This is a genomic window from Vibrio sp. 2-1-2a (assembly GCF_032648565.1).
Taxonomy (GTDB): domain Bacteria; phylum Pseudomonadota; class Gammaproteobacteria; order Enterobacterales; family Vibrionaceae; genus Vibrio; species Vibrio diabolicus.
Map to the genome: position 1 here is coordinate 14,052 of NZ_WBOH01000003.1, position 13,802 is coordinate 27,853.

At 43.8% G+C, this 13,802-nt stretch carries 14 protein-coding genes; 6 read left to right on the forward strand and 8 right to left on the reverse strand.

Annotation, left to right across the window (positions count from 1 at the left end; translation table 11 throughout):
* Positions 1-247: 247 nt before the first annotated feature.
* Together F7Y48_RS08475 and yegD are read left to right on the forward strand one after the other, a co-directional pair.
* Entirely contained in the window at positions 248-871 is a 624-nt protein-coding gene (locus F7Y48_RS08475) for a hypothetical protein (protein ID WP_316683411.1), read from the forward strand.
* Between the two features lie 112 nt (positions 872-983).
* A complete protein-coding gene (yegD, locus tag F7Y48_RS08480) occupies positions 984-2,336 on the forward strand; it encodes a molecular chaperone (RefSeq protein ID WP_316683413.1) in 1,353 nt (450 codons plus the stop codon).
* A gap of 166 nt (positions 2,337-2,502) precedes the next feature.
* Here yegD and F7Y48_RS08485 read toward each other — a convergent pair whose 3' ends face one another.
* On the reverse strand, positions 2,503-2,976 hold the full coding sequence (locus tag F7Y48_RS08485; RefSeq protein ID WP_301616579.1) for a copper chaperone PCu(A)C: 474 nt from the start codon (positions 2,974-2,976) through the stop codon (positions 2,503-2,505).
* A gap of 93 nt (positions 2,977-3,069) precedes the next feature.
* Positions 3,070-3,531, reverse strand: coding sequence for a hypothetical protein (locus tag F7Y48_RS08490; protein WP_164665699.1), 462 nt, complete (start codon positions 3,529-3,531; stop codon positions 3,070-3,072).
* Between the two features lie 438 nt (positions 3,532-3,969).
* Here F7Y48_RS08490 and F7Y48_RS08495 point away from each other — a divergent pair, with 438 nt between their 5' ends.
* Positions 3,970-5,019 carry a Preprotein translocase subunit SecY gene (locus F7Y48_RS08495; protein ID WP_316683420.1) on the forward strand — a complete coding sequence of 350 codons (1,050 nt, stop codon included), beginning with the start codon at positions 3,970-3,972 and terminating at the stop codon, positions 5,017-5,019.
* 488 nt (positions 5,020-5,507) lie between these two features.
* Here F7Y48_RS08495 and F7Y48_RS08500 read toward each other — a convergent pair whose 3' ends face one another.
* From F7Y48_RS08500 to F7Y48_RS08515, 4 genes are all read right to left on the reverse strand, one after another.
* A complete protein-coding gene (locus tag F7Y48_RS08500; RefSeq protein ID WP_046875328.1) occupies positions 5,508-5,786 on the reverse strand; it encodes a hypothetical protein in 279 nt (92 codons plus the stop codon).
* Between the two features lie 3 nt (positions 5,787-5,789).
* Positions 5,790-6,422 (reverse strand): hypothetical protein, encoded by a 633-nt coding sequence (locus F7Y48_RS08505; protein ID WP_256894148.1) that lies wholly within the window; start codon positions 6,420-6,422, stop codon positions 5,790-5,792.
* 292 nt (positions 6,423-6,714) lie between these two features.
* Positions 6,715-7,014 (reverse strand): hypothetical protein, encoded by a 300-nt coding sequence (locus tag F7Y48_RS08510; protein WP_145472013.1) that lies wholly within the window; start codon positions 7,012-7,014, stop codon positions 6,715-6,717.
* Positions 7,015-7,139: 125 nt separating this feature from the next.
* Positions 7,140-8,339 carry a DUF5666 domain-containing protein gene (locus F7Y48_RS08515; RefSeq protein ID WP_316683424.1) on the reverse strand — a complete coding sequence of 400 codons (1,200 nt, stop codon included), beginning with the start codon at positions 8,337-8,339 and terminating at the stop codon, positions 7,140-7,142.
* 90 nt (positions 8,340-8,429) lie between these two features.
* Here F7Y48_RS08515 and F7Y48_RS08520 point away from each other — a divergent pair, with 90 nt between their 5' ends.
* From F7Y48_RS08520 to F7Y48_RS08530, 3 genes are all read left to right on the forward strand, one after another.
* Positions 8,430-9,098 (forward strand): response regulator transcription factor, encoded by a 669-nt coding sequence (locus tag F7Y48_RS08520; protein ID WP_047009266.1) that lies wholly within the window; start codon positions 8,430-8,432, stop codon positions 9,096-9,098.
* Entirely contained in the window at positions 9,070-10,311 is a 1,242-nt protein-coding gene (locus F7Y48_RS08525; protein WP_258507415.1) for a sensor histidine kinase, read from the forward strand. The genes F7Y48_RS08520 and F7Y48_RS08525 overlap by 29 nt, the downstream gene beginning before the upstream one ends.
* 88 nt (positions 10,312-10,399) lie before the next feature.
* A complete protein-coding gene (locus tag F7Y48_RS08530; RefSeq protein ID WP_256949971.1) occupies positions 10,400-11,329 on the forward strand; it encodes an SRPBCC family protein in 930 nt (309 codons plus the stop codon).
* Positions 11,330-11,476: 147 nt separating this feature from the next.
* Here the strand turns inward: F7Y48_RS08530 and F7Y48_RS08535 are convergent, their stop codons facing one another.
* Both F7Y48_RS08535 and F7Y48_RS08540 read right to left on the reverse strand, forming a co-directional pair.
* A complete protein-coding gene (locus F7Y48_RS08535) occupies positions 11,477-11,932 on the reverse strand; it encodes a hypothetical protein (RefSeq protein WP_164665694.1) in 456 nt (151 codons plus the stop codon).
* Between the two features lie 12 nt (positions 11,933-11,944).
* Positions 11,945-13,723 (reverse strand): S8 family peptidase, encoded by a 1,779-nt coding sequence (locus F7Y48_RS08540; protein WP_164665693.1) that lies wholly within the window; start codon positions 13,721-13,723, stop codon positions 11,945-11,947.
* Between the last annotated feature and the right edge of the window lie 79 nt (positions 13,724-13,802).

Sequence of the window (13,802 nt, forward strand, 5' to 3'; positions counted from 1 at the left end):
TTCGTTAATAAGTCGCGATTTCCTTTTCTCCATTCTGCAGGCCCTGTTTTTGTGTGCTAAACCTACAAGTAGGTTTTTGAGCTTAAACATCAAGTGAGACCTTGTTTCTGTTTAGCATGTCGTTAAATAAGTTTTGGCAGCAATAAAATAATAAGTTCAGATAAATGAAATAGGTATAGCAGGGAAGTGCAGTTTACGACCCCAACGCCATTGGCAGTGGAGCCGATAATTTCTGAGGGGGAAGGGTATGTTTTCGATACTCTTGGTCATACTTTCACTGTATATATTTTGGTTGTTGTTTCGCAACGGACCTGCATTCGCCGAGCGCGTCGCTCATCAAAAACGTAACTGGGTTGGACCTACCGCCAACAAAGAAGAATGGCGAGGATATTGTACGGATGTATTTCAGCCGTTCAGTTCTCAAACGACTTTTTACGCCATCGCTTATTTTGCGAATTATATTGCAGCAGCAAATGCGATATCTTGGTCAACAGTATATGAAGGGGATTACCCGATCATCATAAGCCGATTTGGTAGCTACTTTATTTTAAATACTCACGATTCACTAGTGGTTGCAGGGTTTATTGCGCTTGCTTTCTTTATCATCAATTGGCAGCTTGCCATGCACTGTTCTGGTATTCTTAGTCAGTATCTAGTGCGGATTCTTATTATCAATCGAACTCGCTTTGTTGCGATTAGCTTAGTGTTTTGCAGTTACTTTGCGTATATCTTGACTGTTGGTATTTTCTGGTTGTTCCATGACGGTTATTCGATCTGGCACGGGTTAACGCTTACTCCTGTATTCTTATTATTAGCGTTATTGGTTGCGGTTGTTTTGCCATCTATGAAAAAAGAGAGCAATAAACCTTAGATAGACTTGCCACGTTAAATTACACACGATTTTAGGATAGTAATTCCTATGCCATTAAGTTAGCATTGCCGGCTTTTTAACGGTCTACAGGCCCTTATTAGTGGGAGGAACTATGTTTATCGGCTTTGACTATGGCACTGCAAACTGTTCAGTGGCAAAAATGGAATCGGGTGAGCCAGTAATGCTTAACCTAGAAGGGAGCAGTCCATTTATTCCTTCCACCCTTGCTGCACCGACTCGTGAATCGGTATCCGAGCACTTATTTCGCCATCGAGATATTAAACCATTAGATCAAGTTGGTGAGCAGGTTTTACGCCGGGCAATCAATTTAAACAGAGAAGAAAGTATTGAGCTCGAATCTGACGACATTGCATTTGGTCAGGCGGCGCTTAATCTCTATTTGGAAGATCCTCGTGATATCTATTACGTAAAGTCGCCGAAGTCTTTTCTTGGCGCTTCTGGCTTGCGTGACGTGCAATTGGCTTTCTTCGAAGATCTTGTCTGCGCGATGATGGACAATATTAAGTCGCAAGCCGAAAACGATGCGCAGCAAAGTATTACCGATGCTGTTATCGGCCGGCCAATTAACTTCCATGGGCGTGGCGGTGAAACGGCTAACATTCAGGCTGAACGCATTTTGTTGCGGGCAGCGAAACGTGCGGGCTTCCAAAATGTGGAGTTTCAGTTTGAGCCTGTCGCGGCGGGCCTAGAGTATGAAGCGACACTCAGCGAAGACAAAACCATTCTAGTGGTCGATATTGGCGGTGGTACAACGGACTGCTCGTTGATTCAAATGGGGCCGTCTTGGCGTGGCAAAGCGGATAGGACCGCAAGCTTGTTAGCTCATAGTGGCCAGCGCGTCGGCGGGAATGATCTTGATATCGCGTTAGCATTTAAGCAGCTCATGTTCCCGTTTGGCATGGAAAGCAAAATGGAGTCAGGTATTGTGATGCCGACCACCCAATTCTGGAACCCGATAGCAATCAACAATGTAGAAGCGCAGAGTGATTTCTATTCGCGAGAGAACCTATCCGCGTTGAAGCTGCTTCAAAAGCAGGCTCAAGAGCCAGAAAAGCTTGCTCGTTTGCTAGAGGTGTATCATGAGTCTTTAGGCTACAACATTGTTCGCCGTGCCGAAGAAGCGAAAGTGGCGCTTTCAGAACAAGCTTCTTACCGAACTGGCATCAACTTACTGTCAGAACTGATTGAAGTCGATGTGCAACGAGACGAAATGATCGAAGCGATTCAGTCGCCGAAGAATAAAATGACGGCGTTGGTGACAGAAGCGGTAGAGCAAGCTGGGGTGAAACCCGATGCTATCTTTATGACTGGTGGTTCGGCACGCTCGCCAATCTTGCGCGATGCGGTACAAACCGTACTGCCAAATATTCCGGTTGTCAGTGGAAATTATTTTGGCTCGGTAACTGCTGGCCTAGCTCGTTGGGCTGAGGTCTGTTTCAAGTAGAAAGAAAACTAATTGCGCTATGGGCATTGTTACCAAATTTATGACTTCGTCTCGCGAAGCGCTGCTATTCTTCTGAAGAATCGGGTTATGATCTATCGGAATAATGATTTTTACTAAGCTGAAATAAAAATGCCCGCTAAATCAGCGGGCATTTTTGTTTACGTCATTAATGGTGCATGTGTTTTTCCATGTGACCTTGTTTTTCAACCGCCATTTCTACTTCCACTGTACCCGCGTTTTTGAATGTTAACGTCATAGGGAAGCGGTCACCTTCTTTGAGCGCTTGTGTTGGATTGAAAATCATTAAATGGAAACTGCCTGGCTTAAACAACACTGAGTCATTGGCTGGAACGTGCACTTCGTCAATCTTAATCATTTTCATCACACCATCTTCTTTCTTATGCGTGTGAATTTCGACATGTCCTGCGATTGGGCTTTCTGCTGCGATCAATGCATCTTCACTGTCACCGTGGTTGGTTAATTGAAAAAAACCACCGATAACAGGTGCGTTTGGTGGCGCTTCGCGGCTCCATGGATGGTCGATATGAATTTTTCCTGCTTCATAATCGTGCGCTAAACTCAGTGGGCTAGCGATGACAGCAATAAGCGCGATAGCGGCGGTTTTAAATGATTTAAGCATGTGTTTTTCCTTTTGAATGAATAGCTTCTCTGAATGGACAACAAACAGAGTCATCGTTATTTTTGAATAAAGTTGTTAATGATTAGATGCCTGTTAGGCAGGAAAAACACTCGGCGGAGAGTGCTTAGGCGCGATGTGTTTGTAAACGAGCCTATCGCATTTTGAAAATCGGTAAGGCGTCAGGGCATTCTTGACTCGGCGCAGCCAATGGATGGTAGTCAGGTATAGCCCAATCGCAACCAAAAGAAAGAATTGAACCGCTTGAAGAAGCGGACACTCAAACTGAAAGCCTTCATGTAAATTAAGATCTTGAATGAGCGTAGAAGAAGGTTGAGCGTTAGCTTCAATCAGCGTATTGATATCCACCCATTTGAAACCATCTGCGGTACACAGTAAGACCTTTTCACTTTGAACGTTGTTAAGCCAGGTTGTGCTGTGAACTTGTGTTGGGTTAAGAGTCGCTGTGGACGCTAAATACAACTGAAACAACACCGCGATAATAACCGCAATAGCGTGCAAGCGATGGTGTTTATGCTGTATTAGAGTGTTTTCCATACAATTGAGTGCTTATCTTCTTCGGCGCGGGATACTAACAAATTAACCAAACAATGTAATTATCAGTTTACTAAAAGGTGATGCAAGTGTGCATTATTTGTTTTATTGCCTGTTATTAACGCTTTAATGTCTTGATTCGGCTGGCATTCACAACCTCTAATTCAACTTGTCAGTCTTGTCTAGTCGCTTTTGAAGATACCGAATTAATCTCTCTTATATGTCACTGAAGCTTCGGTTAGTGGGTGTCGTGGTGGTGTTTTTACGTGCTAGATTTGGCTGATATCGATTCAAAATGCACACCGAATCTTCACTTGTTTTCCATTAACGGAATTATGACAGTAATTTAATAAAGGATACGGTATTCTGCGCTCCTTTGTACATGCCAGAACGTCCGTCCTACTTAGTCGGAGGGGCGATTAATCTTAAGAAATTTCTCAAATGAAATACGAACAACAGATTGGATATCGATACCCTAAAGGTCGATTTGCCATGGTGAGTGTATACGCATTCACTGGTGCTGCGATTTTAGCATCGACTATTTTTTCTCTATTGCTGTTTTTGTCGATCGACGAAAACCCGATGATGCAAACCTTATTTGGTGGTTTAGCGATTATTTTTGAAGCGGGTAAGTTCTACGCTTGGTATGAATACGGTGAGCGCCGAGCCCATCGCAACTATACAGGGGCGGCCACCGCTCTCGTGTTTTATTTAGTCTTAGCTGCGATCTCCATTGGCGGTAGTATTGGTGGCATTAACAGTGCAACAAACAGCGCACAAAGTCATATTTCGGTAGAGCAGGCGAAAGTGGAAGCGTTTAATCGCCAAATTGCGGCAATCGATAAACAGATTGAGCTCAACAATATGGCAGCGCAGAAATACATCGAGATGGAACGTATCGCGACCGGTGTAACTCGCATTCAGGAGCAAAACAAAACCTTACGCGAAGAGCAGCAACGCTTGGCTATGGAACGTGATAGTTTGCCACCGGTCACGCAAGGCTCAGTGATTGGTTTGATTGATAGCCTAGCCAACGCATTTGGTACCACCTCTCAGCAAGCTCAGCTTGGCTTGGTTGTATTTCTTTCGATTTTGTTGGATTTCTTTGCTGCATTTTTTGTCGGCCTGATTGGTGAAGAGCAACGGTTCAGACATTTCTATCGCCGAAATGAGGGCATGATACTGAAAACGGTTCGCGATATCGATCCAGAGCCAGCGGGGTATCTTCCTCATATCAAAGAGGAGGAAGAGCAAGAAATACCAGTAACGCCGGAGCCTGAAGAGCCAAAAGAACCGAAAACTCTGTTAGAGCATGTGAGCGATGCACTTAAAACGCATCAAATTACGTGCACAAAAAAAGCCGTTGCCAAACAATTTAGGCTATCTGCGGAAGAGGTAGACAAGGTGTTTGAGGAATTGGCAGAGCTCGGTTTAGTGGGTAAAAAAGCCAACCACCATTATCATTGGATAGGTCAGACAGAGACAGCATAATTGGTTATCAATTAGAGATCGGAAAGAGCGTCAATCGGCGCTCTTTTTTGTATTAGCTCGCCATTAACTAGTTTTTAACTTTTAAATAAATTATGAACAACTGGTCTTGCAAATTGAAAGTTCACTTGGATATCAGTTGAGGCTAGATTTGATATGTCCGAGTCAGCTAAATATTCACGCGCAAGGGATATATGTTTCAATACAGAAACTATTTTCTATCATGGTACAGCGAATAGTTCAGACGGCTCAATGGTGGGCATGAACTATGCGTATTCAGGTGATTAAAGGTTCTAAGTCAGCGAGTTAAAAATTAGCCGAAAGATACATTTTGCTTCATTCAGGAAGTCATAATAGCGGTCGCGTGATCGAGGATACACGTGAGGAAACATTTGCTCCAAACTTACCTGCCCGAATCGGTTATTAATACACCAAGAATGAAAGAGGCGCTAATTTGGTGCCTTTGTTGATAGCTACACAACATGATACGACTAATCTCTTTCTGCCTTAAAACGATACTGTTCCGACAAACAGACCAGAAGACCAACTAAAGCCGAAACGAAAATTACACACACTTGGTAGGTGACTTTCCCTGCCCCAAGATCGTTCAAAATCTCGGTAGTAGCAATCATAGGAAGCGTTACCGTGATCAGCAAGCTTAATAAGCGAGAAACCTTAGATTTCTTTCCGTGCCGCTTGGTATAGAAATAATGCGCATAATCCGAGTACATGATAAACAACGAGATAAAAAGACCCAGTATCCAAAACATAGCTTACAAATCCTCTATTCTAAGCATGTTACGTCGTAGTAACTCTTGCTTTGCAGCTAGCGCATCAGCCTCGTTAAAGCCTTTGAGTACACTCGCGAGAATAACCGCTACAAAAAATGCTCTCGCGCCAGCTCGTTGCGCAGTTGATGAGAGGCTGAGTTTCTTGAAAGTCTCTTCAGCGATGTGCACAGAAGCCATTTCTTTAATCAATGCAGCCCCTTGACCTTTTGATAGCCCGTATATAACAGCTGCTGCAAAGCCGACCTCAAGTTTAATATCGATGGTGATAAACCATGTAGAAAGGAAGTCTGCGACTGCCTGATGAGTATCGAAATACTGGCGCAACTCACCATCTGATAGACTCCAAGGGTTCCACATGGGCTTAGCAATACTTTGCGCTATCAGCATTTGAACCTTACCGAAAAATTTCGGATTCCCTAAAGCCTGTGCTTGTTCAAGGACTTTTCTTTGGTCGAGTCGATTGAGCTGTCGATACAAAATGACACCTGTTATTACAGGCAAAACCTTTTCTCTGTTGTTTCTGATAAAACTCAAATCTGCATCTAAGCCTGTCAGTATCGCCAACTGAACTACAGGTTCGGTTTTTAGCGTCTGCTCACTATAACCTCTAACCATCGTTAGACCTCCTTTTTTCATATATTGTATGTGTACAATATAGACAAGTGATTTGTATGCAAGTTGTGGCACTTTTCATTAGGCTCAAAGTCTCAGAGTTAAGAGAAACTATTACTAATTAATTGACTTGTGTAGTAAAAATAGTACGAGGTCAAAGTCCTGTATTGGAATATGAGAAAACAGGGTTGAACTTGGGCATCAAACAACAGGTAAGTAATCAGTTTATTTCGGCAACATGCTTTCTACGCTCAAACTCTATGGTGTAGACGTTAATTTTTATTGAGCTTTTTTGTCACGTCTTTTCACCGTTTTCCTCTCTTTTTTCTTGTGTCGTTGTATCAACAGCTTTGCCCGCCACCCTTTCATCTGGCAGTTTGTCTTTTCTTGGATCAATCGCGGTATCTTTCAATGTTTCTTTAGGTGTACAACAACTGCCAATACCAACCACGGTTTTTTTCGCAACGGTTTTGGTTGTTTTTTCTGCATCGCAGTCAGGGGGAGTCACGTTAGCTAAGCTGGTGGATGAAGCTAAAAGTAAGATAAGCAGAGTGAGATAACGTTTTTCATAGTAGTCACCAATATTGTGGAACATAGGTAAAGTGTAATTTGGAGAAAAGAGTTACGCGGAAATTTGCTAGTTTGAGTCTAGGGAAGCATAGTAAGGTGAAAACAAAAAAGTGCCACCGAAGTGACACTTTTTCTTTAGCGTAGAAGGTATCAGTTGTCGTAAACGTCCAACTCCACTTCACGGGCAATATTTTGGTCGTTGATGATTACACCATCGACTTCGACACGAGCACCATTTAGGTTAAGTTCTTCGATGCCTTGGAAGCGTGTTTGTGCATCAATCACAACGGTAGTGTTGTTTAGCAATTGATCTGCGTCGTTTTCGCAACGCTCGATGTCAAATGTTCTTGCTTCAACATCGTAGTTTGATACGTATCCTTCACATTCAAATTCTTTACCGTGCCATTGGTTGTTATCGTCAAAGTCTGGTTGCTCAAACTCAATAACGGTAGCGATGCGTTTGCCATTTTTCATGACAGACGTTACTTCCACTTCTTGACCTTGTTTTAGGTTCGCTTTGCTGCCATCTTCAAATCGTGTTGCGTTATCGATGAAGAATGCACCTCGGTAGTTTAATGAAAACTCACTGTAATCATTTGCAACCCAAGTCACGATGCCTTCCACATCGCTGTCATTGCTTATGACGTCGTAGCCTTCAACTTCTACCTCATTTGCCATGAAGACGCCGTTTTGCATTTCACCTTCTACTTCCACCCATTGGCCGATGCTAAGTTGGCTAATGTTGTCGTAAGATACGGTTATATTTGAACCAAGCTTAAACATGGCAGCATTTTCATCGATACTAGTAATGCGACCTTCCAGTTCGTAGTAGCTTCCAAGAGTTGGGTAATCGTTATCTACGTCGATTTCGACCACAGACAACACTCGATAACCCGCATCAGCAGTCGGCAAGGATGACACCATCACCCAGTCGTTGATCTCTATATCATCACTTAAACCGTCAAACTGCAGATCTACGCCGTTTACCGTAAATGTTTTCTTCACATAATCAATTGCTGTAACACGTCCGGTAATGGTTGGCTCAAGTGTTACTAAGAAGCCATCGTCAGACGCTTTACGAACATCTGTTCCTACTTGAACCATCATTTTGGGTTCTACATCGGCTAACTGCATTGATGTATCGCCATAAACCACCCCAGATACATGGTATGTATATCCATTGACGGTTAACGTGTTTTCTTCAGCGTTGACCGCTTCAACAGAGCCAATCGCTACACTTGGTTTCACTACTGGTCGAGTTGGTGTGCTATCGCTATTGCTGCCACCACCTGAACCACCACAACCAGACAATGCCAAACCTACTACAGAAATAAGAGCGAGTTTTTTCATTGTATTAACCTCAATTTACGAGCTAGTTTAGGAAATTGCCTGTATCTTATTGGGTATATCGTGAAGAGATCGTGAAGAAATGTGATTTTTATGAAAATTTTAATTGTAGATGACAACCACAATGTCTCGGAGACGATTGCGGACTATCTTGAGCTTGAAGGCATGATTATCGATTGTGCGTATCATGGTGAGGCCGCACTGAAGTTAATCGAGGATAATCATTACGATGTAATCATCATGGATATCATGATGCCTAAGCTCGATGGCATTAGTACGGTACAGAAACTGCGACAAGATGAGCTTTGTGGAACGCCAATCCTCTTCCTAACCGCAAAAGATACGTTAGATGACAAAATCGCGGCATTTAAAGCGGGAGGCGATGATTATTTAATGAAGCCATTTGCGATGGAAGAGCTTAGTTTGCGTGTTCATGCTTTGGCTAATCGCGGTCCAAGGCAAGATATTGGCACGCTCAAGTTTGCGGACATTTGTTTAGATGCGCGCACAGGCAAAGTGACGAGAAAAGACAAAGAAATTAAGCTGAGCCGAATTCAAACCAAGATTTTAAAGTTACTTCTCCAACGTGCTCCAGCATCGGTTTCGCGCACAGAAGTGATCGATAGTGTGTGGGGAGACGAACCACCCGGAAGTGATGCACTTCGTAGCCATATTTATGGTTTAAGAACCGCGTTAGACAAAGGTTTTGAAGAATCACGATTAGAGACTATTCATGGACAAGGTTACCGACTTAAAGCATAACGAATATCCAAGTATTTATCGCAAGATCCGTTGGGGTTTTGGGGGCATGACGTTTGTGATGTTTACTCTTTTTTGGTCGCTGATTTATGTGGCAGAAAACAAACTCGAAGTGCTGAGTTTACATCACTGGCTTGATACTGAAGCTGCGCTTTATAGTGAGAATTTCGAGAAACAGGGCTGGGATGCGCCATTGCCAAACGTATTGGAGTTCAACTCATATTGGAGTGAAGCACCGACACCGGATTGGTTGCTCTCTTTTACTTCGCCCGGTTTTTACGAATATCTGCTTGGTGAAGAAGACAAACACTTTGTCGTATTGAAACACCCCTCAGGGAAGGGGCTTATGTACATTGTGTTTCAAGATGACTCCGATGATTACCTCGACGAATACGAAAGCTCGCTGCATCAGTTTACACTACTGCTCGGTGGCTTATTTTCATTTGTTATGGTCGGGTATGGCATTTATATGGTGCGAATATTGTCTCGACCACTAGCGCAAATCGAAGACAAAATCAGCCAAATGTCACCGGATCAACCCGTTTTCCAAGTTGAAACCAAGTTCAGCGAGACACGCCAGATAGAGCAAACTTTGCTGGATAATAAAAACGATATCGCGGGCTACTTCAAACGAGAACAAGAATTTAGCCGTTTTGCATCGCATGAGTTGAGAACGCCAATCATGGTGATCAAAGGCTCAACAGACATTCTAACGCGTATTCCAGAACAACCTCGAGTCGCGCAAAAAGCCATCGCGAGGATGCAGTCAGCTTGTGAAGACATGCGCGTACTGACAGAAGCGTTTCTCTTGCTCGGTAAAGAGAAAATAGAGCCTCAGCATTACGGAGAGCATCAGCTTCTTACTTGTTTACAAAAACAACTGGAAGAGCTGGCCCCTTTATTTGCCAAGCAAGATTCGAATTACGCTTTGCACGAACAACATAGTGGTGTCGTGAATGCACCAGAGAGTTTTGTGACCATTGTAATCAACAATCTGATTAAAAATGCCTTTAGCTATAGTGTGGGAGATATTGAGATTGAGTTGGATGGTCATGCTCTCAAGATCCTGAATCGTCACGATGGTAACGAGACGTACAACGCCGGCTACGGTTGTGGGCTTGTTATCGTACAACGCATATGTGAACGGATGGGATGGGCGTTAATACTGGACGATGATGGTGTTCGATTTAGTGCGAAAGTGGAATTCTGTTCCTAGCTTTGTGCGTCTAACCCACAGTCAAACAAGAAAAAACTGGAATTTGAATTAGACTGAAGTAAGTGACGCGGAAACTTGAGGAACCGTTATGCTTTCTTATCAGGTCAGCAGAAGTATTGAAATTAATAAGAATCAAAGCGAGATTATTGGCTATCTCAAGGATTTTAATAACTGGCCTGATTGGTCACCTTGGATCATTCTTGAACCGAGCTGCGAGCTGACATTCAGCGATAATCAAGGTCACGTTGGAGCCGGTTACCAATGGAATGGTCAGCGTATTGGAACTGGTGCCATTGTATTGGAAAGCACTCAAGAACATCGGTTAGATATGGAGCTTCATTTCTTTCGCCCAATCAAGAGTCAAGGAAAGGTGACTCTAATAGTGACGCCGTCACAAGATGGTTGTTTAGTCGAATGGCAAATGCAATCACGCGTTCCTTGGTATCTGTTCTTTTTGAAAAGTATGTTTAAGTCGATGATAGAGATGGATTATCAACGTGGGCTACGCATGCTTAAAAGCCAACTTGAAACCGGGCAAGTGCTCTCAGACTTGGTTGAAATTGGTAATCGAACCCTGCCTCAGGTTCACTACATCGGAATAAAAGGCGAGGCCACCATTCCAGAATTAGGTCCGGTAATAGAAGAACAAGTTCAACAGTTAAAGCAGATAGTTGATGACAAGGGCTTATCTGTGAACGGCGAGTTATTTTGTTATTACCAGTCGATGGATATGCAGACAGGCACGTTTGAGTTTATCACTTGCTTGCCACTTGATAACGCAGTAACTGCGCCAGAGGGAGCGGTTTCCGGTACCATACCTGAGAGTGAAACATTCGTCGTCGAGCACCGTGGGGAATATCAGTTTTTGGGAAATGCATGGGCTTTAGCGATGAACTTGGTTCGTCAGAGTGGTATGAAAGCCAAAACCAGCCCATTAGGGATTGAGCGCTACTTAGATAATCCGCAAGAAACCACGCAGGATAGACTAAGAACCGAAGTTATTTTATTTAAGAAATGACAGGCGCTGCCGGACACGCTCTCCTAAATATCATGCTAGTTCCGTAGTAATCTACAAAAGAAAAAGAGGGTTTCTATACCCACCTATAAAAATGCCTCAGCAATTGCCGAGGCATGGTTTTATCAGCCAACTTCTCTTGCTAGAGAATTATTGTGCACGGTACTTACCGCTGTTTAGTTCAATTTTAGACGCTTTTACCCGGCTGTCTGCGTTTAGATAGTCGCTAATGCTCAGTAGGTCTTGATCTTGAGATGCTTTTAACACCGCAGACTCTCCCTCTGCGAAGACAACTTCCAGCTTTAGCTCTTTGGCGACCGATTTCGCTTCGTTAGGGTTGTTTACCGTGATGTAAACCAGTCCAGTGGCCTTGGATACATTGCTAAACGCATTCTTAAACACTTCATCACCGGCTTGAAGTTTTACTTCTTCGTATAGGCTCCTAGCTGTACCCGTTTGCACCTTGCGATAATCTTGGCCATTAATCTCAACCGCTTCTGAAGGCACGAACAGTTCAGGTGCGGGTTGTTGAGAGAGTTGTTGCTCAGCGTATGCGCTAGCTGTCATCATAGAAAGAGCCAGCATAGAAAATGATATGTATTTCATGTAATTGACTCCTTAGTGTCCAAAGATGCGCATCGACCAGTTCTTAATAACACCTGGCTGAGTGTTGTTTGCCATCGGAACGTCATAGATGGTTGAAGAGTTAAAATATGCAATGTAAGAAAAGACTTCGTCGCCATTCGTATCTATTGCTCGTAATGTCCATTCGCCTTTTGCATCTTCGCCATAGAACTGGTTAGACAACATTAATTGGTCTTTGTAGCCAGTAATCGTTGGGTCAAGAGATTGACCAACAAGACCATTACGTGGTGTTTGCAAAACGGAACGAGTCCCTGATGGCGAAACGAGCTCGATAGCTAAGTCGGGCAGGCGAGAGTGGTCTAATGTCAATTTCACTTGAACGGATTCTACCTTCAGATCATCGGTAATAGCGATACTTGATGAACCGCCAGCCAGACTCGCATCGGGTACACTGACTTCTTTAGCATTATTAACCCAAGGCGTAATAACTTGAGGCGGTAAAACACGATTTGTCATGCGAGCACGTTGCATTGCTTCATCCAAATCGACAGCGCCGAAGCCATAAAAAGTATGGAAATCTACGCCTGCAGCGTTTTTCTGCCAAGGAGAAATAGCCTCGTAGCTAACCTGTTCACCTTTGTGGTTAGTAAATTCAAGTTGTACGCCTGGATGCGTTTTATCCGTTACTTTTGCTGTTTCTGCTAGTAAAGCACGTACATCACGAGCAGAAAGTGCATGATTTGTGGACATGATTGCCGCGATGGCACCGGACGTGTTTGGCGCAGCCGACGAGGTTCCGTTCATTGTACTGGTATAGTTACAGTTCGGGTCTAGCTCCGTACCGCCGTGTAAGCCATTGATACCAAGGCCGTCGCTGGTATTTTGCCCTTCTTCACACCCCATCAAATCGGTGGTGACCATGGCAGGGAAGTCTTGCCCATATTCACCTGCTGGTGCGGCAACCCATACGTTAGATCCCACCGATGAGTAACTCGCTCGCGTGCCATCCGCACGTAGTGCACTGGTGATTAAATTAAAATAGTTGGCGTTGTCATAAGACTGAGCGGAGTTGTGCATCGGCAAGCCTTGGTTGTCTCCACCAGCAAAGAAGTTACTTGGTAATACGAAGAATCTTCCCGCATTGAAATAGCGATAACCATTGCCGGCTGACTTAACAAATACAGCACCGCGTCCCCATGAGTTACTTTCGCTGACATTTTTTATCACGTCCATTTCAAGTTTAAGTTGAGGATCGCTTTCATCAAAAGTTATTGGGTTGATCGGGCTGAAACCATAGCTTTGGTTAAATACACGAACATCGCGTGTGGCTGGGTCCATGCCGTGAGAGATTAGCCAGCCTTCCAATGTCTGGTTGGCTAACCAGTTAAAACCAATAAGAGAAGAGTGAGAAGCAACACCGCGTCCACCTTCACCATTGTTGCCGACTGCGCTGATCAAACCGGCTACGGCAGTGCCGTGACCATTGGTATCAACCGGATAACTTAATGGGAAAGAAGAGTCTTCGACGAAGTTTCTGCTACCTGTAACTATATTACCTGCAAGATCTGGGTGATCGATCTGCACTCCAGAATCAATGACCGCGACTTTTACACCAATACCCGCAATACCCATTGCTTGAGTGAGCTTGGTGTTTAGGTCGTTCCCAGCAACAGCTGGGTTAGCAGCAAAAGCAGTTTGCCCTGTGTTGTCTAAGTGCCATTGTTCAGAATAGAGTGGATCAAACGCCGAGACGGCAGGTGCAATGCCTACTGCCAACATAGCAGCAAATAGGCGGTTAATGCGTATTTCCATTTTTGACCTCATGTCTTTGTTTGGAATTTTTTAGCTCCTGTTTCATATTCCTCTAACAGGAATAAACAAAGCTAACGAC

Excerpts from the sequence above, each read along its gene's own strand:
- F7Y48_RS08535 (WP_164665694.1), bottom strand. The coding sequence starts at position 11,932 with ATGAAATACATATCATTTTCTATGCTGGCTCTTTCTATGATGACAGCT.
- F7Y48_RS08540 (WP_164665693.1), bottom strand. The coding sequence starts at position 13,723 with ATGGAAATACGCATTAACCGCCTATTTGCTGCTATGTTGGCAGTAGGC.
- F7Y48_RS08475 (WP_316683411.1), top strand. The coding sequence starts at position 248 with ATGTTTTCGATACTCTTGGTCATACTTTCACTGTATATATTTTGGTTG.
- F7Y48_RS08500 (WP_046875328.1), bottom strand. The coding sequence starts at position 5,786 with ATGTTTTGGATACTGGGTCTTTTTATCTCGTTGTTTATCATGTACTCG.
- F7Y48_RS08530 (WP_256949971.1), top strand. The coding sequence starts at position 10,400 with ATGCTTTCTTATCAGGTCAGCAGAAGTATTGAAATTAATAAGAATCAA.
- yegD (WP_316683413.1), top strand. The coding sequence starts at position 984 with ATGTTTATCGGCTTTGACTATGGCACTGCAAACTGTTCAGTGGCAAAA.
- F7Y48_RS08505 (WP_256894148.1), bottom strand. The coding sequence starts at position 6,422 with ATGGTTAGAGGTTATAGTGAGCAGACGCTAAAAACCGAACCTGTAGTT.
- F7Y48_RS08520 (WP_047009266.1), top strand. The coding sequence starts at position 8,430 with ATGAAAATTTTAATTGTAGATGACAACCACAATGTCTCGGAGACGATT.
- F7Y48_RS08510 (WP_145472013.1), bottom strand. The coding sequence starts at position 7,014 with ATGTTCCACAATATTGGTGACTACTATGAAAAACGTTATCTCACTCTG.
- F7Y48_RS08515 (WP_316683424.1), bottom strand. The coding sequence starts at position 8,339 with ATGAAAAAACTCGCTCTTATTTCTGTAGTAGGTTTGGCATTGTCTGGT.
- F7Y48_RS08495 (WP_316683420.1), top strand. The coding sequence starts at position 3,970 with ATGAAATACGAACAACAGATTGGATATCGATACCCTAAAGGTCGATTT.
- F7Y48_RS08485 (WP_301616579.1), bottom strand. The coding sequence starts at position 2,976 with ATGCTTAAATCATTTAAAACCGCCGCTATCGCGCTTATTGCTGTCATC.
- F7Y48_RS08490 (WP_164665699.1), bottom strand. The coding sequence starts at position 3,531 with ATGGAAAACACTCTAATACAGCATAAACACCATCGCTTGCACGCTATT.
- F7Y48_RS08525 (WP_258507415.1), top strand. The coding sequence starts at position 9,070 with ATGGACAAGGTTACCGACTTAAAGCATAACGAATATCCAAGTATTTAT.